Annotated in this window: 15 protein-coding genes and 1 other RNA gene; 1 reads left to right on the top strand and 15 read right to left on the bottom strand. The window is 63.5% G+C overall.

Annotated features, from left to right (window positions below; genetic code table 11):
* Position 1: 1 nt before the first annotated feature.
* The 15 genes from murC to rnpB form a co-directional block, all read right to left on the bottom strand.
* On the bottom strand, positions 2-1,390 hold the full coding sequence (murC, locus tag ACWBU6_RS07345) for a UDP-N-acetylmuramate--L-alanine ligase (protein ID WP_452648165.1): 1,389 nt from the start codon (positions 1,388-1,390) through the stop codon (positions 2-4).
* Complete coding sequence (gene murG / locus ACWBU6_RS07340) at positions 1,387-2,442, bottom strand: undecaprenyldiphospho-muramoylpentapeptide beta-N-acetylglucosaminyltransferase (RefSeq protein ID WP_452649540.1); 1,056 nt, start codon at positions 2,440-2,442, stop codon at positions 1,387-1,389. The genes murC and murG overlap by 4 nt, the downstream gene beginning before the upstream one ends.
* 11 nt (positions 2,443-2,453) lie before the next feature.
* Positions 2,454-3,665, bottom strand: coding sequence for a putative lipid II flippase FtsW (gene ftsW / locus ACWBU6_RS07335; protein WP_452648164.1), 1,212 nt, complete (start codon positions 3,663-3,665; stop codon positions 2,454-2,456).
* A complete protein-coding gene (gene murD / locus ACWBU6_RS07330; RefSeq protein ID WP_452648163.1) occupies positions 3,665-5,170 on the bottom strand; it encodes a UDP-N-acetylmuramoyl-L-alanine--D-glutamate ligase in 1,506 nt (501 codons plus the stop codon). Before murD ends, ftsW begins: the two co-directional genes overlap by 1 nt.
* The gene (gene mraY / locus ACWBU6_RS07325; RefSeq protein ID WP_452648162.1) at positions 5,170-6,339 is read right to left on the bottom strand and encodes a phospho-N-acetylmuramoyl-pentapeptide-transferase; all 1,170 of its coding nucleotides are present in this window, start codon (positions 6,337-6,339) and stop codon (positions 5,170-5,172) included. Before mraY ends, murD begins: the two co-directional genes overlap by 1 nt.
* 2 nt (positions 6,340-6,341) lie before the next feature.
* Complete coding sequence (locus tag ACWBU6_RS07320; RefSeq protein ID WP_452648161.1) at positions 6,342-7,796, bottom strand: UDP-N-acetylmuramoyl-tripeptide--D-alanyl-D-alanine ligase; 1,455 nt, start codon at positions 7,794-7,796, stop codon at positions 6,342-6,344.
* On the bottom strand, positions 7,796-9,340 hold the full coding sequence (locus ACWBU6_RS07315) for a UDP-N-acetylmuramoyl-L-alanyl-D-glutamate--2,6-diaminopimelate ligase (RefSeq protein ID WP_452648160.1): 1,545 nt from the start codon (positions 9,338-9,340) through the stop codon (positions 7,796-7,798). The genes ACWBU6_RS07320 and ACWBU6_RS07315 overlap by 1 nt, the downstream gene beginning before the upstream one ends.
* Complete coding sequence (locus ACWBU6_RS07310) at positions 9,341-11,128, bottom strand: peptidoglycan D,D-transpeptidase FtsI family protein (RefSeq protein ID WP_452649539.1); 1,788 nt, start codon at positions 11,126-11,128, stop codon at positions 9,341-9,343.
* A complete protein-coding gene (gene ftsL / locus ACWBU6_RS07305; RefSeq protein ID WP_130315381.1) occupies positions 11,128-11,400 on the bottom strand; it encodes a cell division protein FtsL in 273 nt (90 codons plus the stop codon). Before ftsL ends, ACWBU6_RS07310 begins: the two co-directional genes overlap by 1 nt.
* The gene (gene rsmH / locus ACWBU6_RS07300) at positions 11,397-12,362 is read right to left on the bottom strand and encodes a 16S rRNA (cytosine(1402)-N(4))-methyltransferase RsmH (RefSeq protein ID WP_452648159.1); all 966 of its coding nucleotides are present in this window, start codon (positions 12,360-12,362) and stop codon (positions 11,397-11,399) included. Before rsmH ends, ftsL begins: the two co-directional genes overlap by 4 nt.
* Before the next feature lie 13 nt (positions 12,363-12,375).
* Positions 12,376-12,804, bottom strand: coding sequence for a division/cell wall cluster transcriptional repressor MraZ (gene mraZ / locus ACWBU6_RS07295; protein WP_452648158.1), 429 nt, complete (start codon positions 12,802-12,804; stop codon positions 12,376-12,378).
* A gap of 477 nt (positions 12,805-13,281) precedes the next feature.
* Positions 13,282-15,504, bottom strand: a complete 2,223-nt coding sequence (locus ACWBU6_RS07290) for a collagenase (protein WP_452648157.1) — start codon at positions 15,502-15,504, stop codon at positions 13,282-13,284.
* A gap of 97 nt (positions 15,505-15,601) precedes the next feature.
* Entirely contained in the window at positions 15,602-16,372 is a 771-nt protein-coding gene (locus ACWBU6_RS07285; RefSeq protein ID WP_452648156.1) for a PAS domain-containing protein, read from the bottom strand.
* Positions 16,369-17,853, bottom strand: a complete 1,485-nt coding sequence (glpK, locus tag ACWBU6_RS07280; RefSeq protein ID WP_452648155.1) for a glycerol kinase GlpK — start codon at positions 17,851-17,853, stop codon at positions 16,369-16,371. The genes ACWBU6_RS07285 and glpK overlap by 4 nt, the downstream gene beginning before the upstream one ends.
* Positions 17,854-17,865: 12 nt before the next feature.
* Positions 17,866-18,197, bottom strand: an RNA gene (gene rnpB, locus ACWBU6_RS07275) — RNase P RNA component class A.
* Between the two features lie 184 nt (positions 18,198-18,381).
* On the opposite strand from rnpB, the gene ACWBU6_RS07270 reads away from it, so the two are divergent.
* Positions 18,382-20,079: a thiamine pyrophosphate-binding protein gene (locus ACWBU6_RS07270; protein ID WP_452648154.1), complete on the top strand. Its 1,698-nt coding sequence runs from the start codon at positions 18,382-18,384 to the stop codon at positions 20,077-20,079.
* Positions 20,080-20,129 lie beyond the last annotated feature (50 nt).

The raw sequence follows: 20,129 nt of genomic DNA, 5'->3' as shown, positions 1-20,129 counted from the left end.
GTCAAGCCTTCCAGTTCGTAAGTTTTGCCGGGACGCCGCTGATCGAGCCTGCGCCCATCGTGAGCACGACGTCGCCGTCGCGCACCACGTTCATGATCGTTTCCGGCATGTCGGCGATGTTTTCGACGAATACCGGCTCGGTTTTGCCGCGCGCGCGGATCGCATGCGCCAGCGCGCGGCCGTCGGCAGCCACGATCGGCGCCTCGCCCGCTGCATACACATCCGACAGCACCAGCACGTCAACCGTGCTGAGAACCTTTGCGAAGTCCTCGAACAGGTCGCGTGTACGGCTGTAGCGGTGCGGCTGGAAGGCCAGCAGCAGGCGGCGGCCCGGATAGGCGGCGCGCGCAGCAGCGGTAGTCACTTCCATTTCGATCGGGTGGTGGCCGAAATCGTCCACCAGTGTGAAGGTTCCGCCCGACGGCACGGCGATGTCGCCGTACTTGGTGAAGCGGCGCCCGACGCCTGCAAAACCGGCCAGGCCGGCCTGGGTCGCCGTATCGGGCACGCCGATTTCGCGCGCAATGGCAACTGCCGAGCAGGCGTTCTGCACGTTGTGCATGCCGGGCTGGTTCAACACGATGTCCAGGTCCGGATAACCTTCCTGCAGGACGGTGAAGTGCATCTGGGTGCCGACGGCGCGCGCATTGACGGCGCGCACTTCGGCGTCTTCCGCGAAGCCGTAAGTCGTGACCGGCTTGGTCACCTGCGGGATGATGGAGCGCACGTGCGGATCGTCGATGCACAGCATGGCGCGGCCGTAGAACGGCAGGCGGTGCGTGAAGTGCACGAAGGCCTGTTTCAGCTTCTCGAAATCGTGCTCGTAGGTCTCCATGTGATCGGCATCGATGTTGGTGATGACTTCGATCATTGGGGTCAGGTTCAGGAACGAGGCATCCGATTCGTCCGCCTCGGCCACCAGATATTCGCCGGATCCCAGCTTGGCGTTAGCGCCGGCAGCTGTCAGGCGGCCGCCGATCACGAAAGTCGGATCCAGGCCGCCCTCAGCCAGCACGGACGCCACCAGGCTGGTGGTGGTGGTCTTGCCGTGGGTGCCGGCAATGGCGATGCCGCGCTTCAGGCGCATCAGCTCGCCGAGCATCACAGCGCGCGGCACGATGGGGATCTTGCGGGCGCGCGCGGCGACCACTTCCGGATTGTCGGCCTTGACGGCAGTCGAAGTGACGACCGCGTCGGCGTTGCCGATGAAGGCCGCATCGTGCCCCTGGTGCACCGTGGCGCCCATGTCGACGAGGCGCTGGGTCACCGCGTTCGAGCCGAGGTCAGAGCCGGAGACGTTATAGCCCAGCGTCACCAGCACTTCGGCGATGCCGCTCATGCCGCTGCCGCCGATGCCGACGAAGTGAATGTTTTTTACTTTGTGTTTCATGCTAGTGCTTCCAATTCTTGTGCGATGGCGTCATTCGCATCGCGCTTGCCCACTCCAAGCGCGGCAGCCGCCATCTTCTGGCAGGTGCTGCGGTTCAATGTCTGCAACAGCGCTGCCAGGCTTGCCGGATTCAATTCCGTCTGCGGCATGTGGATTGAGGCGCCCTGTCTGGCCATCCATTGCGCGTTGTCGCGCTGGTGGCTGGTGGTCGACACCACCAGGGGAACCAGCACGCTGGCAACGCCGGCTGCCGTCAGTTCCGACACGGTGATGGCGCCGGCGCGGCAGATCACCACGTCCGCCTGTGCGTACGCACTTGCCATGTCGTCGATGAAATCGACCACGTTTGCTTCCACATGCGCCTGCGCATAAGCCGTGCGCAGGGCTTCGATATTCTTCTTGCCCGACTGGTGGGTCACCAGCGGACGCTGTTCCGGCGCAATCAGCGCCAACGCCGCAGGCAGCGCATCGTTGAGCGCCTTGGCGCCCAGGCTGCCGCCCACCACCAGTATGCGCAGCACGCCTTCGCGGCCCGCGAAGCGCTGCTCTGGCGCCGGCAGCGCCAGGATTTCCTTGCGCACCGGGTTGCCGGTGACGACTGCCTTGCCGGCCACGGCGCCGAAATCGGCCGTGAAGCCGAAGAAGACTTTCTTCGCCATCGGCGCCAGCGTCTTGTTCGACAGCAGCAGGCCGGCATCGGCATTCACCAGGGCCAGCGGCACGCCGCGCAGTTTAGCCATGACGCCGCCCGGCACGCAGACATAGCCGCCCATGCCCAGCACCACGTCCGGCTTGCGCTTGCCGATGAAGCGGAAGCAATCAATGAAGGCGCCGACCATCTTGAACGCCCCCCCGATCGTGTGCGCCAGGCCCTTGCCGCGCATGCCGCTGAAGCGCACCAGGTCCATTTCGACACCGTGCCTGGGCACCAGGTCCGTTTCCATGCCATGCGAGGTACCGAGCCAGGAAACTTCCCAGCCACGCGCGCGCATGGCCTGGGCGATTGCCAGGCCAGGGAATATGTGGCCGCCGGTGCCGGCAGCCATGATCATCAGGCGCTTCGTCATATCCGCCCTCCCCGCATCAGGACCCTGTTTTCATAATCGATGCGCAGCAGGATCGCCAGGCCGACACAGTTGATGATGATGCCGGTGCCGCCGTAACTCATCAGCGGCAGCGTCAGCCCTTTGGTCGGCAGCAAGCCGAGATTTACGCCCATATTGATAAATGTCTGTATGCCGATCCAGATGCCGATGCCTTTCGCGGCCAGGCCGGCGAAGGTCTGGTCGATGGCAATGGCCTGGCGGCCGATATCGAAAGCTCGTTTCACAATCCAGTAGAACATGCCGATGGTGACCAGCACCCCGATCATGCCCAGCTCTTCGCCGATCACCGCCAGCAGGAAGTCGGTATGCGCTTCCGGCAGGTAATGCAGCTTTTCCACGCTGGCGCCAAGCCCCACGCCGCCGATCTCGCCGCGGCCGAAGGCGATCAGCGAGTGGGTCAACTGGTAGGACTTGTTCAGGGCGTTTTCCTCTTCCCACGGATTGAGGTAGGCAAACAGGCGCGCGCGGCGGAATGGCGAGAGCCAGATGATGGCCACGAAAATAGTCACCAGCAGGCCGGCAATGCCGCCGAACCAGACCGCGTTGACGCCACCCAGGAACAGGATGCCCATCGCGATGCAGACGATCACGCCGAAGGCGCCCAGGTCGGGCTCCAGCAGCAGCAACAGGCCGACGAAGGCCACCGCCAGCGCCATCGGCGCAAAACCTTTGGACAGGCGGTGCATGAATTCCTGCTTGCGCACGGTATAGTCGGCCGCGTACAGCACGATGAACAGTTTCATCAGCTCGGACGGCTGGAACTGGAACAGCTTGAGATTGAGCCAACGGGTTCCGCCGTTGACGTTGACGCCAAGGCCGGGCACCAGCACCAGCACCAGTGCCACCAGCGTAGCGATGAACAGGTAAGGCGCGGCCCTCTGCCAGTCTGCCACGCGCACGCGGAATGCCACGGCAGCGGCCACGATCGCGATGGCAATGAAGACCGCCTGGCGCTGCACGAAATAATGGTTCTTGTAGGCGGCGAACTTGGGCGAATCCGGCAGCGCAATCGAAGCCGAATACACCATCACCATCCCGAACAGCATGAGCAACAGCACCGACCATACCAGCGGCTGGTCGTAATCCATCATCTTCGAATGGCGTGCGCGTCCATCCAGCGGAGCTGGGGACTCGGAACCACCGAAGCGGAATGGAAGCTGGATTGCCATCAAATCTCCTGTCCCGCATCAAGTGCGATTTCGCGCACGGTGTCGATGAACACCTGCGCGCGGTGCGCGTAGTTCTTGAACATGTCCAGGCTGGCGCAGGCTGGCGACAGCAGCACGGCGTCGCCGGCATGGGCCAGCGCTGCGGCGCGTTTGGTCGCCTCTTCCAGCGTGGCGAAATCTTCCATCTTCACGCCGGTCGGTTCCAGCGCGGCACGGATGGCCGGCGCATCGCGGCCGATCAGGACCACGGCGCGCACGAATCGGCGCACCGGGCCGGCCAGCGGGTCGAACTCCTGCCCCTTGCCGTCGCCGCCGGCGATCACCACCAGCTTTTGCTCGCTGCCTGCAAAGGACTGGCCGAGTCCCACCAGCGCGGCGACAGTCGCGCCCACGTTGGTACCCTTGGAGTCGTCGTAATAGTCGACGCCATTGATCGATGCCACCAGTTCCACCCGGTGCGGCTGGCCTTTGTATTCGCGCAGGCCATGCAGGAGCGGCGCAAACGGCAGGCCGATGGCACGGCACAGCGCCAGTGCAGCCAGCGCGTTGGATGCGTTGTGGGTGCCGCGGATCTGCAGCGCGTCCGCCGGCATCAGCTTCTTGCTGTAGCACTCAACCGGCGGTGGCGGCGGGTCGTTCTTCTTGCGGCGTTTCGGCGGCTCGGCATCATCGCTCGGTTCGGCAGTAGCGAGCCAGTACACGCCGCGCTCGTTGACCAGGCCGAAGCTGTGCGCCAGTTCCGGCGCATCGGTGCCGAAGGTGACGTTTTCGCCAATCGGGTTGGCCATCGCCATGGTCCACTTGTCGTCGCGGTTGAGCACGCGCACGGTGTCGTCGCCGAAAATGCGTTTCTTGTCGTCGGCATAGGCCTGCATGCTGCCGTGCCAGTCCAGGTGGTCCTGGGTTACGTTCAGCACGGTGGCAGCGTCGGCCTTCAGGCTGTAAGTCGTGTGCAGCTGGAAGCTCGACAGCTCGAGCACCCAGGCCTGCGGCAGGGTATCGTTCTCCATCACCTCGCGCAGCACGTCCAGCGCGGCCGGACTGATATTGCCGGCCACGCGCACCGACAGGCCGGCGCGTTCGCACAGCTGGCCGGTCAGGCTGGTGACGGTGGTCTTGCCGTTGGTGCCGGTGATCGCGATGACCTTTGGCGCATAGGCGCGGTCGTCCTTCAGCCATTCCAGGGCCTGGGCGAACAGTTCGATCTCGCCCCAGACGGGAATGCCTTTCTCCGCGGCGGCCGGGATGATCTCGGCCAGCTCCTTGTTCGGGCCCAGGCCGGGGCTGGCGCAGACGAAGTCCACACCGTCCAGCAGCGCGGCGTTGAAAGGGCCGGAAATGAACTGGGTGCCGGGCAACTGCTCGCGCAGCAGCGGCAGGCGGTCCGGCACCGGGCGCGTGTCGGCCACGCGCAGCAGCGCGCCGCAGCGCGCCAGCCAGTGCGCCATCGCCAGGCCCGATTCGCCGAGCCCCAGCACCAGTGCAATTTTGCCGTTATAGATCATCAGCGCAGCTTCAAAGTGGACAGTCCGACCAGGACCAGCATCATCGTGATAATCCAGAAGCGCACGACAACCTGGGTTTCTTTCCAACCCTTCTGTTCAAAGTGGTGGTGCAAGGGCGCCATGAGGAAGACGCGGCGGCCAACGCCGTAGCGCTTCTTGGTGTACTTGAACCAGCCCACCTGGATGATCACCGACAGCGTCTCCGCCACGAAGATGCCGCCCATGATGAACAGGACGATTTCCTGGCGCACGATCACCGCAATGGTGCCGAGCGCGCCGCCCAGCGCCAGTGCGCCGACGTCGCCCATGAATACTTGCGCGGGGTGCGCGTTGTACCACAGGAAGGCCAGGCCGGCGCCCGCCATCGCACCGCAGAAGATGATCAGCTCACCCGCGCCAGGAATATGCGGGATGAACAGGTATTTCGAGTACGTCGCGGAACCGGTCAGGTAGGCGAACAGGCCCAGGGCCGAACCCACCATCACGGTCGGCATGATGGCCAGGCCATCCAGGCCGTCGGTGAAGTTCACCGCGTTCGACGTACCCACGATCACGCAGTAGGTCAGCGCAATGAAGCCCCAAACGCCCAGCGGATAGCTGATGGACTTCACGAACGGCACGATCAGGTCGGCCTTGGGAGGCAGGTCCATCGAGAAGCCGGACTGTACCCACTGGAAGAACAGTTCGAACACCTTGGCCGGCGTTGGCGCCGACACCGAGAAGGCCAGGTACAGCGCGGCGGCGATGCCCACCAGCGACTGCCAGAAGTACTTTTCCGCCGAACGCATGCCTTCAGGGTCCTGGCGCACCACCTTGCGGTAGTCGTCCACCCAGCCCACGGCGCCGAAGCCCATGGTCACGACGACCACCGGCCAGATCAGGCGGTTGGACCAGTCGCACCAAAGCACAGTGGCGATGCCGACGGCGATCAGCAGCAGCACGCCGCCCATGGTCGGGGTGCCGTGTTTCTTCAGGTGGGTCTGCGGGCCGTCGGTACGCACCGCCTGGCCGTACTTCATGACGGTCAGTTTGCGGATCACGGCGGGACCGGCGATCAGGCCGATCAGCAGGGCCGTGATGGTAGCCATCACGGCGCGGAAGGTGATGTAGTTAAAGAGGCGGAAGGCCCCGATATCGTCCTGCAGGATTTGTGCAAGCCAGAGCAGCATGATTAGTGTGTTTCCTTTGTAGCGTGTTGCGATCCAATCAAATGCTGCACGACCCGTTCCATCTTCATGAAACGGGAGCCCTTGATCAATACGGTTGCATCCGGCGTGACTGCGGCGCTTACAGCCTGCAGCAGCGCGTCGAATTCCTGGTGGTGCTCGGCATGCGGCGCCATGTGGGCGGCCAGCGTGCCGGTAGCGAAGAAGTGCTCGATGCCTTTCGTCGCCGCATAGGCGGCGACTTCTTCATGGAACTCCTTGCCTTGCGTGCCGACTTCACCCATGTCGCCCAGCACCAGCACGCGCGGCGCCCTGGCCCTGGCCAGCACGTCGATGGCCGCGCGCACCGAATCCGGGTTGGCGTTATAGCTGTCGTCGATCAGCAGGGCGCCGTTGGCGGCCTGCTTTTTCTGCAGCCGGCCGTTCACAGGCGCGAACCCTTCCAACCCTGTGCGGATGGTGGAAGTGTCGATGCCGGCGGCATAAGTGCAGGCAATCGCAGCCAGGGCATTGCGCACGTTATGTTCACCGGCCGCCTGCAGCGAGACGCTGAAATGCCGCGGCACAGCGTCGGGCGCGGAGAAGGATGCGGAGGCGCCATGGCCGGCCGCCTGCTCGGTGGCCGCTGGACGCACCGTCACCTCCATGTCGGCACCGAAGTCGCCGGCGGTATAGGTGCAGCTGACATTGGCGGCGGCATCCAGGCCGAAGGTCAGCACACGGCGGCCAACGGACAGCTCGCGCCAGAGCGGGGTGAATTCGTCGCCGTGCGGGAACACGGCCACGCCGTCGCCCGGCAAGGCGGCCAGCACGCTGCCGTTCTCGCGTGCCACCGCTTCCACCGTGTGCATGAATTCCTGGTGCTCGCGCTGGGCGTTGTTCACCATGCCGATGGTCGGTGCGGCGATGGCGCTCAGGCGACCGATCTCGCCCGGATGGTTCATACCCAGTTCCACCACGGCGGAGCGGTGCGAAGCATTCAGGCGGAACAGCGTCAACGGCACGCCGATCTCGTTATTCAGGTTGCCGCGCGTCGCCAGCCGCCCGTCTTCGCCATGGGCGGCAGCCAGGATGGAGGCGATCATTTCCTTGACGGTGGTCTTGCCGTTCGAGCCGGTCACGCCGATCACCGGCAGCGCAAACTGTTTGCGCCAGCAGTTGGCAATCTGGCCCAGCGCCACCAGGGTGTCCGGCACCACGATGGCCGGCAGGGTCCAGCCCTCAGGCAGCTTTTCAACGACCACAGCGACCACGCCCTTGTCGACCACCTGCTGCAGGAAGTCGTGGGCATCGAATACCTCGCCGCGCAGGGCGACGAACAACTGGCCGACGCCAACCGTACGGGTGTCGGTCGACACGCCTTCGAAGTCCAGCGCCAGCGCGGCCTCACGGGACAGCACCCCATGGTGCAGGTGCGCGCCGCTCAGGGCCGGCAGGATGTGGGCGATAGAGCTACGCATCAGTGCGGCCTCATCATGGTAAGGCGTGCAGACAATGCAAGCTGCGCATGCTCGGCGTCCGAGAACGGCATCTTGCGGCCCTTGATTTCCTGGTAGGGTTCATGGCCCTTCCCTGCCAGCAGGATCACATCCGTCTTGCCGGCGTTGCGCACGGCGGACAGGATCGCGGCGGCGCGGTCTTCCACCGTCATGAATTCGGAGTTCGGATGGCTCGGGTCCATTCCCGCCACGATCTGGCGGATGATCTCCACCGGATCTTCGCTGCGCGGATTGTCGCTGGTGACCAGCACATGATCCGCCATCTGCGAAATCCTGCCCATCTGCGGACGCTTGCCCGGATCACGGTCGCCGCCGCAGCCGAACACGCACCACAGGTGGCCGCCGCGGTCGGCCGCCACAAAGCGCAGCGCTTCCAGCGTCTTTTCCAGCGCATCGGGCGTGTGGGCGTAGTCGATCACGACCATCGGCGCTTCCTGGCCGCCGATCTGCTGCATGCGCCCCGGGGCCGGCTGCAGCGATTCGATGCCGTCGATGGCGGTGCGGAAGGCAATGCCTTTCGCCAGCAGCGCAGCCAGCACGGCCAGCGCGTTGCTTACGTTGAACGGGCCGACAAGCTGGGTACGCACGTGCGCGTGGCCGAAGGTCGAATCGAGATTGAATTCGGTACCCAGGTTGCGGCTGCGCAGGGAGCTGGCGCGCAACATCGAAATGCCCGGCACATTCGGCTGCGCCTTGATGTCTTTCAGCGTGTAACCGATGATGGCCGGCTTGCGCGCTGCCTTGGAAGCCTTGATGTGGGCAAGCAGGCGGTGGCCCATCGGGTCGTCCAGGTTCACCACGGCATGCTTCAGGCCCGGCCAGTCGAACAGGATGGTTTTGGCCGCTTCGTAGTTTGCCTCATCGCCATGGTAGTCAAGGTGGTCGCGCGTCAGGTTGGTGAAGATCGCCACGTCGAAATGCATGCCATCGGTACGGCCCTGGTGCAGCCCAATGGAGGAAGCCTCGATCGCCAGCGCATTGGCGCCGTCGGCGTGCACTTGCTTCAGCTTGCGGGCAAGCAGGACGGCGTCCGGCGTGGTGTAGCCGGTTTCGTCGAATTCGACTTCGCCGCGGGCGCGGAACATGCCGACGCCCAGCGTGCCGATGACGGCGGTCGTTTCGCCGACCTTGGCCAGCGCCTGCCCGGTCCACACCGCGCAGGAAGTTTTGCCGTTGGTGCCCGTGACGGCTACGGTAAACATGCCTGCGTCGGGCTGGCCGTACCAGGCGTGCGCGATCGGGCCGGCCTGCTTCTTCAAGCCCGGCACGGCAAGGCGCGGCACAGCGTGCGCGGCGTCCCAGGCGTAGTGCGTGTCGTCGTACACCACTGCGGCGGCGCCGTTGGCGATGGCGGCGGCGATAAAGCTGCGGCCATCCTTCGCGTCGCCGGGATAGGCAAAGAACACGTCGCCGGCCTTGATGCGGCGCGAATCGGATGCCAATTGCGCGTTTGGCGCAGTTTCTCGCATCCAGCTGATAATTTCTTGATGGGTCATCGTTGTCATTTACATGGCCTCCGGACCGGTATCCGCCGGCACCACGATTTCGGTGACATTGGAGTCAGGAGGCACATTGGAGGCGCGCAAGGCATTGATTGCGACAGCCGCGAAAGTGGGTGCTGCGACCGCTCCGCCGAAGTGGCCGTGCTGGGTCGGTTCATCGATCATGACGGCAATGATGAAGCGCGGCGCCGACATCGGCACCATGCCGACGAAGGTGCCGATGTACTTGCGCGGCATCGCATAGCGGCCGTTCTCCACCTTGTAGGCGGTTCCGGTCTTGCCGCCCACGCGGTAGCCTGGGATCTGGGCCTTCTTGGCGGTGCCTTCCTTGCCCGACACTACCGCTTCCAGCATCTCGCGCATCTGCGCGGCGGTTTGCGGCTTGATGATCTGCTGGCCGACAGGTTCCCTGTCGACCCTCTCGAACGACAAAGGAATGGTGTCACCATTCCGTGCAAACATCATATAAGAGCGGGCCAACTGGATCACTGAAACCGAAATGCCGTTGCCGTAGCTCATGGTGGCCTGCTCGATCGGCCGCCATGATTTATAGGGCCTCACCCTTCCCGCCACCGCGCCGGGGAAGCCCCATTTCGGCTGCTGGCCGAAGCCGACCTTGGTGAACATTTCCCACATTTCCTGGGCCGGCATGCTAAGGGCGATCTTGGAGGTACCGATATTCGACGACGTTTCAATAATATGCGCCACGTCGATCACGCCGTGCGGTTTGGTGTCGGAAATCGTGCGGTCGGCGATGGTGAGCCTGCCGTTACCGGTATCGATCAGGGTCGACGGCTTGACGCGGCCGGTGTCCAGTGCCAGCGCCACGGTGATCGGCTTCAGGGTGGAGCCCGGCTCGAAGGAGTCGGTCATCACGCGGTTGCGCAACTGGGCACCGGTCAGCTTGCGGCGGTCGTTCGGGTCGTAGCTCGGGTAGTTGGCCAGTGCCAGCACTTCCCCGGTATGCACGTCCAGCACCACCGCACCGCCGGCCTTGGCGCCGAAATGCTCGACCGCCTGCTTCAGCTGGGTGTAGGCAATGTACTGGATCTTGCTGTCGACCGACAGCACCACATCCTTGCCGTTGTGCGGTTCCACCTTGCCGCCGATGTCTTCGACGATGCGGCCCTGGCCATCCTTGATGACGCGGCGCGAACCGGGCTTGCCGACCAGGTTGGCCTGCTGCGCCAATTCGATCGACTCCTGCCCCTTGTCGTCCACATTGGTGAAGCCGACCAGGTGAGTCATCACCTCGCCTTGCGGGTAGAAGCGCTTGTATTCAGGGCGGATATCCATGCCGGCCAGATCCAGCGCCTTGATCTTGTCGGCCGTTTCCACTTCAACCTGCCGTTTCAGGTAAACCAGGCTGCGGTCGGAGTCGAGCTTTTTGCGCAGTTCGGCCTCGCTCATTTCCAGCAGGCCGGCCAGGGCACGGATCTTTTCTTTCGGCGCGGCCAGCAATTCCTCCGGCGCAGCCCAGATGGCGCGCACAGGAATGGACGAAGCCAGCACCTGGCCATTGCGGTCGGTGATCTTGCCGCGCACGGCCGGCAATTCCTGCGTGCGCTGGTAGCGATTGGCGCCCTGCTCCTGCAGGAATTGCTGCTGGCTGGATGTGCCCTGCAGCCAGACCGCGCGTGCAGCCAGCGCCCCAAAGGCAATGAACATCCCGAACAGCACGACGCGCGAGCGCCAGCTTGGCAGGCGCACTGCCAATACCGGGCTTTTGGAGAAGGCCACGCCCTGCGAGCGCGCCACGCGTGCCGTTCCGGTTCCGCCGCTGGAGCGCATCACTTTTCGCCCTCCGTCAGGTATTGGGTGCGGTTCGGCGTGAGCTGGGTCATGTTCAGTTCACGGCGTGCGATTTCTTCGATCCGGGCGTGCTTGCCCAGCGTCGACTGGTCGAGCTGGAGCTGCGCCCACTCGGTATCGAGCTGGCGCGCCTGCGCCTCGGCGCGCTCCTTGTCCACGAACAGGTGGCGCGCCTGGTACTGCGCGTTAACGGCAGAAAGGCCGCAAGCGACCAGTAATGCCGTCAGCACGATATTGACCTTGTTGCTCATGGCACGCCTCCGCTTGAAGGCAGGCGCATGGCGACCCGCATCACGGCCGAACGGGCGCGCGGGTTTTCATCGACCTCTTTGTCGGAAGGCTTGATGCGGGCCAGCAGTTTCAGCTCCGGCTGCGGCAGGTCGGCCGCCTTGATCGGCAGGCGCCGGTCCGGCTGTTCCACCTTGGCCTTGGAGGCGAGGAACTGCTTGACCATGCGGTCTTCCAGCGAGTGGAAGCTGATGATGGCGAGGATGCCGCCCGGCTTCAGGACCTTGAAGGCCTGGTTCAAGGCCGATTCGAGGTCCTCAAGCTCCTTATTGACGAAAATCCGGATAGCCTGAAAGGTGCGGGTGGCCGGATCTTTGCCCTTCTCGCGAGTCTTGACCGCGCCTGCCACGATACCGGCAAGCTGTCGTGTGCTTGAAATTGGCTCGACTGCCCGGCGAGCAACAATCGCCTTTGCAATCTGAAAAGCAAACCGTTCTTCCCCATAATCCCTTATCACCTTTTCCAGTGTTTTTTCTGATTCCGTGGCCAGCCACTCCGCAGCGGAGATACCGCGCGTGGTATCCATGCGCATGTCGAGCGGGCCATCGTTGCGGAAGCTGAAGCCGCGCGCAGCATCATCCACTTGTGGTGACGAGATGCCGAGGTCCAGCAAAATGCCGTCGACGGCGGGAATGCCGCGTTCGGCCAGCGCGTCCGCCATGGTGGCGAAGCTGTCATGCACGATGGTGAAACGCTTGTCGCCGATGGTTTCGGCGTTGGCGATAGCTTGCAGGTCTTTGTCGAAGGCGATCAGGCGCCCTTCCGGGCCCAGGCGGGACAGGATCAGGCGGCTATGGCCGCCGCGGCCGAAGGTGCCGTCTATATAGATGCCGTTGGCGCGCGCGCCCTCCAGGTCGAGCGCATCCACCGCTTCATCTAACAGCACCGTACGATGCTGGAATTCTGGCACCGAGGTCGTCGTCATCTTGAACCGGGCCTCAGAAGGAGAAATCGGACAGGGTATCGGGCATGCCCACCTCGATGGTGGCTTGCTCGTTTGCGGCGCGCTTGAGCGGATCCCAGATCTCGAAGTGGGTCAGCATGCCGGACAGCACGACTTCGCGGCCGAGGCCGACAGCGTCGCGCAGTTCAGGGGCAACCAGGATGCGGCCGGCCGAATCCATCTCGACGTCGGCGGCATTGCCCAGCAGAATGCGCTGCCAGCCACGGGCCGACATCGGCCACGCGGCAATCTGGTCGCGCTTGGCTTCCCAGACGTGGCGCGGATACATCAACAGGCAGCCGTCCGGGTGTTTGGTAAGCGTGAGCCGTCCTTCGCACTGGATCAGCAGTGCGTCACGATGCTTGGCCGGGATGGACATCCTGCCTTTCGCATCTAATGTGATCGCGGACGCGCCTTGGAACACGACTTAACCTTATCTAAAAAATCCCACAAAACTACACTTTTTCACACTATCGCCCACTTTAGAGGATGCTCACAAGGTGGTCAAGCGATTTTCCCAAGCGAAAACAGCGATTTGTCCAATGAAATTAAGGACTTAGCGGCATTCCTTGAGAAATGACCGAAGTAAAAACCATTGAGAAATTAGGGACTTATGAAAGATACTGAAAGTGCTACTTCACCTGCAGGGCTGGCCAAACGCTGAAAAAATGACTAGAAATAAATTTGGAAAACAGCATTTGGTTGCCTGAAGACAACGACACTTTATCAATTTAACAACAAGTGCCGCCGTCCCGGAATGGCGGGAGATGACTGCCTGCCGCGCTTTGCGCGCGATCCTTACCCTCAAAATAAAATGCCGCCCAGTGTGGACTGGGCGGCAACTTGTATAGACAAATGGCGCTGCCGCCGCTTGCCTACATTATACGGCTTGGCACACTTGTCAATCGTAAGTGACGCCTACCGTGACGCCGCTGAAGGGCTGTTTGGCTTCCAGTACGATGTAATACCACTGGTTGGCGACCGGGCTCGGGATGCTGATATTTTCAACGTTGCCGGCATTGGTGGAGGCGTAATCGTAGGAAGTGGTGCTCGGATAGCGGTTCAAGGCCACGTACATGTCCATATTGCCGCTGCCGCCCGCGCTCATGAGCTTCACGTTCCGGGCCCCGGCCGGCACCATCAGGTGCAGGTAGGTGCGCGAGCCGGACGACAGGTTGCGGATTGCGCAGTTCTTGCCAAGGTAGGTTGGCGAAGCCTGGCCGCTGCAGGTCGGCAGGTTGGACACGCTATCCGGCAGCGGCGGCTCGCCGGCCGTGGTGGCGGCGTCGGCCCAGGCCGCGAACTCGTTGTCGTAGCGGGTGCCGATGTCGCGCATGAAGTCGTTGTAGCGTGCATAGTCGCCGACGCGGAACTTGGCCAGCACCTGGTCCACATCGGAACGATGGCGCTCCATCATGAAGCGGGTCGCCATATAGCCCCAGCGGTAGGCGCGGTCCTGGTAGTCCGACATCGAGTAAGTGTTGCCGAAGATGTCGCTCAGGCGATACTTGCGGCTGCGCGCCATGTCGATCGCCGGCTGGTTGTTATTCTTCAGCGACAGGTACTCGCCGATGCCCTCGATCCACCACACGGTCGGCACCGAAGTGCTGTCGCCGAAGTCGCCGTACATATTGAAGCGGCCATCCAGGTAGTGCACGTATTCATGCTCGAGGTTCCAGACCTTGAAGGTCGGACGCAGCCACGAAGCCTCGTGGGCGATGAAGCGCGCCTGGTTGCCCACCACGGAAGGATCGCCTTCCAGGTACATGCCGCCGTTGTTGGTGTCGATGCCGTAGATCACGCCGGCATACTTGCTGTAGTTGGCGTAGTCGTCGAACACCACCAGTTCCAGCGCGCTGTTGTTGTCATGCGCCACCGGGGTGCGCTTGGTCTGCAGCATGGCGTGGGCGTAGTTCTCCCCCGCGGCCAGCGTGGCGCAGATTTCCTGCACCTGCGACTGCGTGACGTCCTGCGCGCGCAGGCGCAGCGTCGGGCTGCAGTTATAGGTGGTCTTCAGCACGGCGTTGGCCAGCTGCTGCTCGTAGTTGCATACGCCGTATTGCGCGCAATTGCCGTTGTCGTAGTACTTCACGGCCTGCGCTGCCGCCAGCCACATGCCGCTGTCGGCGCCCAGCATGGTGCTGGTGTTCAGCGTGTTCTGAACCATCGGTTTGACCTGCGGCTTGAGACCGGCGTACTGCATGAAGCGGAAGGTCTCGTTCGAGGCATCGGTCAGCTGGTAGCTGGCGTTGGAATTGAGCAGCGCTGCTTTATTGTTGGTGATGAAAGCGTACAGCGTGTTGGCATACGAGATGTCGTTCGACAGGGTGGTACCCACGTTAGGCGCGCCATGCGCGCGGAACAGCACGGTCAGCGCGCCGGTCATGCCGCCGCCGGCACTGTTCTGCTTCAGCGCTTCGGCCGCCGTTGGCTTGGCCGCGGTATTGGTGAAGCGCGCCACGGCAGCTTTCGCATCCGGCAGGAAGTGCACCTCGTCGTTCATATTGGTGACCAGTTTCCAGGTCTCACCCGCCGTGGTGGGCGCCACGGTGTTGTTGGCGTACAGGGCGCTGCCCTGCACCAGGCCATGGATGGCCGTGCGCAGCGGCGCGCGCACCGATTCGGTCAGCGCCGGGATGGTGCCGCCGCTGGCCTGGTAGTAGCCGGCGCGCAGGTAGAGCACCAGGTTCACCAGCTTCATATTGCTGCCGTTGTAGCTGGCCGCTTCGCTGGCCAGGCGGCTGGCGACGGCGCTCACGTTGGCACTGGAATAGATGCTGGTTGCCAGCGATGGGGCAACGGAGAACAGCGGATAGGTGCACTCGAAGTCCGGCAGCGTGGCCACATACTCGGCCAGTGCAGCGCCGCTGTAGCTGGCCAGGGTGTTCATGTCCTTGCACTGCGGCGTTGCGGCCATCGGCGCCATGCTGGTCTTCAGGTTGCGCGGCATCAGGTCGTTGCGCGGCTTGCGCGTCGGCGCCAGGTCGTACTTGCTTTGCTCCGCTGTCGGCGGCAGGGCTTGCCGCTGGTGCGGCGCGGGCGGCTGGTGCAGCTTGTTACCGCTATCCGCATGGGCTTGTGCGGCGAGCAGCAGGGCTGCTGCGCCAATTACTTTCAACATCATGTCTCCACCTCTTCTTTATATTAATGGGAGCGCCCATGCTAACGAGGAGGAGTGGCGCAGCTGCAATCGTGCGCGCCATTAGGGTGATTTCGCCGGTTCAGGCAACGTGAACTGCACAGGCGAGGGACGAAAAAGCCACAGGACGAGAGCCCGAACCGGTGCGGAACTGGCTTGGCGTATAGCCCGTCATCGCTTTGAACTGGCGGCTGAAGGCGCTGTGATCGGTGTAGCCGCATTCACGCGCGATGTCGGCGATACTGCGCGCCGGGAATGCTTCGATCAGCGCCAGCGCGCCTTCCAGCCGCGATTGCAGCAGGAGCTGGCGCGGGCTGTAGTGGAAGACCTTCTGGAACAGGCGCTCCACGCGAGCCAGCGACAGCCCTTCCTCGCGCGCCAGGTCGGCCAGGTTCAGCTGCATGTGGAAGTTCTCGCGGATACGCTGCGCAATGCGCGCTACCTGGCGGTACACCGGATGCTGCTCGTCGACCAGTCCCAGGTCGTGCGAGGTGCCGACCAGGCCAACGATATCGCCTTGCTCGTTGCGCAGCGGCGCCTTGTGGGTCAGGCACCAGCCGCGGCGGCGGTTTGGATACAGGTGCAGCTCCAGGTGCTTTTCAATGGTGGCGCCCATGTCGATCACCTGCCGGTCCTGCGCTTCATAAGCTGCAGCCAGCGGGCGCGGGTGCACGTCCATCACGGTCTTGCCGAGGATGTCGGACTTGCTGCGCAGGCCGCAGCGGCGTGCCAGCGTGTTGTTGACAGCCACATAGCGGCCATCGCGATCTTTCACGAAGAAGGCTACTTCGGTCATCGCGTCGAACAGTTTTTCGATCGCGTCCAGTTCCACGTTCCACGGACGGTCCATCATAAAGGTGTCTCCCATGCTTTGGCGCGCTCTGTGGCGCGATTCCATTTTGCCAGCAACTCGGCCCGCTGGTCACCCCCCATCGCTGGGGTGAAGCGGCGCTCGCAGGCCCACTGCGTGGCGATTTCTTCCTGCGACTCCCAGAAACCCACGGCCAGGCCGGCCAGGTAGGCTGCACCCAGCGCTGTCGTTTCCGTGACTTTTGGACGCAGCACGGGCACGCCCAGCAAGTCGGACTGGAACTGCATCAGCATATCGTTGCGGGCGGCGCCGCCGTCGGCGCGCACTTCGGTCACCGGCATGGACGCGTCCTTCTGCATCGCTGCCAGCAGTTCGGCACTCTGGTAGGCGATCGATTCGACTGCGGCGCGCGCGATGTGCGCCTTATTGCTGCCGCGCGTCAGACCGACGATGGTGCCGCGCGCATACGGGTCCCAGTGCGGCGCGCCCAGGCCGACAAAGGCAGGCACCAGGAATACGCCGCCGCTGTCGGGCACGCTGTTGGCCAGCGCTTCCACATCGCTTGATTGCTGGATGATGCCGAGCCCGTCGCGCAGCCATTGCACGGTGGCGCCGCCCATGAAGACCGAGCCTTCGAGCATGTAGTCGGTGGTGCCGTCGACGCGCCAGCCCACGGTTGACAGCAGGCGGTTGTGGGATGTGCGCGGATGGCGGCCGGCGTGCATCAGCATGAAGCATCCGGTGCCATAGGTATTTTTCACCATGCCCGGCTTGTGGCAGGCCTGGCCAAAGGTGGCAGCCTGCTGGTCGCCAGCGATGCCGGCGACCGGGATCCCATGTCCGAACAGCGCTTCGCGCGTGGTGCCGACCTCCTCGCTGGAAGACACCACTTGCGGCAGCATCTCTTCCGGGATGTCGAACAGCTGCAGCAGGTCAGAATCCCAGCGCATCAGGTGGATGTTGAACAGCATGGTGCGCGCGGCATTCGACACGTCGGTGACGTGCACGCCGCACAGCTTCCAGGCCAGCCAGGAGTCGATGGTGCCGAAGCACAGCGCGCCCTTGCGTGCCCGTTCGCGCGCGCCCGGCACGTGGTCCAGGATCCACTTGACCTTGGTGGCGGAGAAATAGGCGTCCAGCTCAAGGCCGGTCGCGTCGCAGATCAGTTTCGCCTTGCCGGCGGCGCGCAGCTCTTCGCAGTAACCGGCGGTGCGGCGGTCCTGCCAGACGATGGCCGGCGCGATCGGTTCGCCCGTCTTGCGGTCCCACACCACCGTGGTTTCGCGCTGGTTGGTGATGCCGATGGCGCGCACCTTCCTGACATCGAAGTCCTGCAGGACCTTGCGCGCCACGGTGATCTGGCTGTTCCAGATTTCGTTGGGGTCGTGTTCAACCCAGCCGGGCTGGGGGAAGTGCTGGGGAAACTCCTGCGCTGCGCATCCTGCGATTTTGCCTTCGTGGTCGAACAGGATGGCGCGTGAGCTGGTTGTGCCCTGGTCCAGGGCGAGGATGTATTGGGTCATCTCTCAAGAATTAGTTGAAGCAAGCCGATAGGCCGGATTTTGTTACGGCACCCGAAGGTGCTATGACAGCCATTCCTCTAGGCGACGGATTACTCCGCCGCTCAAGCTTTCTACCCGCACGCTCCGCGAGCAACATCATCGCGTGCCTATTTGAAATTGCACCAGGTGGAGGTTACCGCGTTTCACCGTAACTTAATACGCTCGTCTCTGTGGCCCTATTCCTCGCCTTATACCATTGCTGGCTTTCAGCGGACGGCCGTTAACCGTCACCCCGCTCTGTGGAGTCCGGACCTTCCTCCCGCCTCGGTATTGCTACCTCGGCCAGCGGCTGTCTGGCTTGCTTCGGGCGATATTCTACATCATTGCAGTCAGCGTCAAAAAATAGGGACGTACCCCATTTTCCGAAAAATGGGGTACGTCCCTATTTTTTAGCGCTGACACCAACCATAAAAAGGTGTCGCATTTCGGAAAGCTATTTCTCTAGAGCAGGCATAGAATGCCAAATCCATGTATAAGAAGGCAAGTACCATGACGCAAACTCCTCGTTCCGGCGGCCAGATCCTGGTCGATGCGCTGAAAGTCCACGGCACCGATACCGCCTTCGGCGTGCCCGGTGAAAGCTACCTGGACGTGCTGGACGCCCTGCACGAATCCGGCATCCGCTTCATCATCAACCGCCAGGAGGGCGGCGCTGCCTTCATGGCCGACGCCTACGGCAAGATGACCGGCAAGCCAGGCATCTGCTTCGTGACGCGCGGCCCGGGCGCCACCAATGCCTCGATCGGCGTGCATACCGCCTTCCAGGATTCGACCCCGATGATCCTGTTCATCGGCCAGGTCGGCAGCGATTTCATGGACCGCGAAGCCTTCCAGGAAGTCGACTACCGCCGAATGTTCGGCCAGATGGCGAAATGGGTAGCCCAGATCGACCGCGCCGACCGCATCCCCGAATACATTGCGCGTGCCTTCCAGGTCGCCACCAGCGGCCGCCCGGGTCCGGTCGTGCTGGCCCTGCCGGAGGACATGTTGACCACCAAGGCCACCGTGGCCGACACCCGCGCCTACGTGCCAACCCAGGGTGCGCCATCGGCGCCGCAGATCGCGCAACTGCGCCAGATGCTGTCCGAAGCCAGGCGCCCGATGCTGCTGCTGGGCGGCGGCGGCTGGAATGCGCAGGCAAGCGCCGACATCCGCCAGTTCGCCGAAGCCAACCGACTGCCGGTCGGCTGCGCCTTCCGTTTCCAGGACCTGCTGGACAACTCCCACCCGAACTACATCGGCGACGTCGGCATCGGCATCAACCCGAAGCTGGCCGCCCGCGTGAAAGAGGCCGACCTCTTGATCGCCATCGGCCCGCGCCTGGGCGAAATGACCACCAGCGGCTACTCGATCATTGCTTCGCCGGTCCCGCAACAACGCCTGGTGCACATCCATGCCAGCCCCGAAGAACTGGGCAGCGTGTACCAGGGCGAACTGATGATCGCCTCCGGCATGCCGCAGGCCGCGGCCATGCTGGCCGCAATGGAGCCGGTCGATTCAAGCGCGTGGCGCGATAGCGTCGAGCAGGCACGCGCCGAGTACAACGCCTGGCAGCAGCAGCCGACGATCTTCAAGGACAACAACGCGCCACTGAACCTGTGGCAAGTGGTACAAGAGTTGAAAGCCCAGTGCCCGGCAGACACCATTATCACCAACGGCGCCGGCAACTACGCCACCTGGGCGCATCGCTACTGGCCTTACGGCGGCATGCGCACCCAGCTCGCACCCACCAGCGGCGCCATGGGCTATTCGGTACCGTCCGGGGTGGCGGCCAAGATCATCGATCCGGCGCGTACCGTGCTCACGTTCGCGGGCGACGGTGAATACCTGATGAATGGCCAGGAACTGGCTACCGCCGTGCAGTACAAGGCGGGCGTGGTCATCATCGTGTTCAATAACCAGATGTTCGGCACCATCCGCATGCACCAGGAGCGCGAATATCCTGGCCGCGTATTCGGCACGACGCTGCACAACCCGGACTTCGCCGCCGTGGCACGCGCCTTCGGCGGCCATGGCGAATCCGTAGCAGCCACCGAGGAATTCGGGCCGGCCCTGCAGCGCGCCCTCGCCTTCACCCGCGAACAGAACCTGCCGGCCATCATTGAGCTGCGCTACGACGGCAACCTGATCACCCCAGGCGCCACGCTCGACACCATCCGCAAGCAGGCGGTTGCCGCCGGCAAGTAATCCCGACCTTTCCGGTTCAAGGGCTGGTCCCGCGCTTGCGCGGCCAGCCC

The sequence above is a fragment of the Pseudoduganella sp. HUAS MS19 genome, from assembly GCF_053615455.1.
The sequence above is the reverse complement of the archived record's forward strand: the minus strand, read 5'-3'. Positions and strand labels throughout refer to the sequence as shown.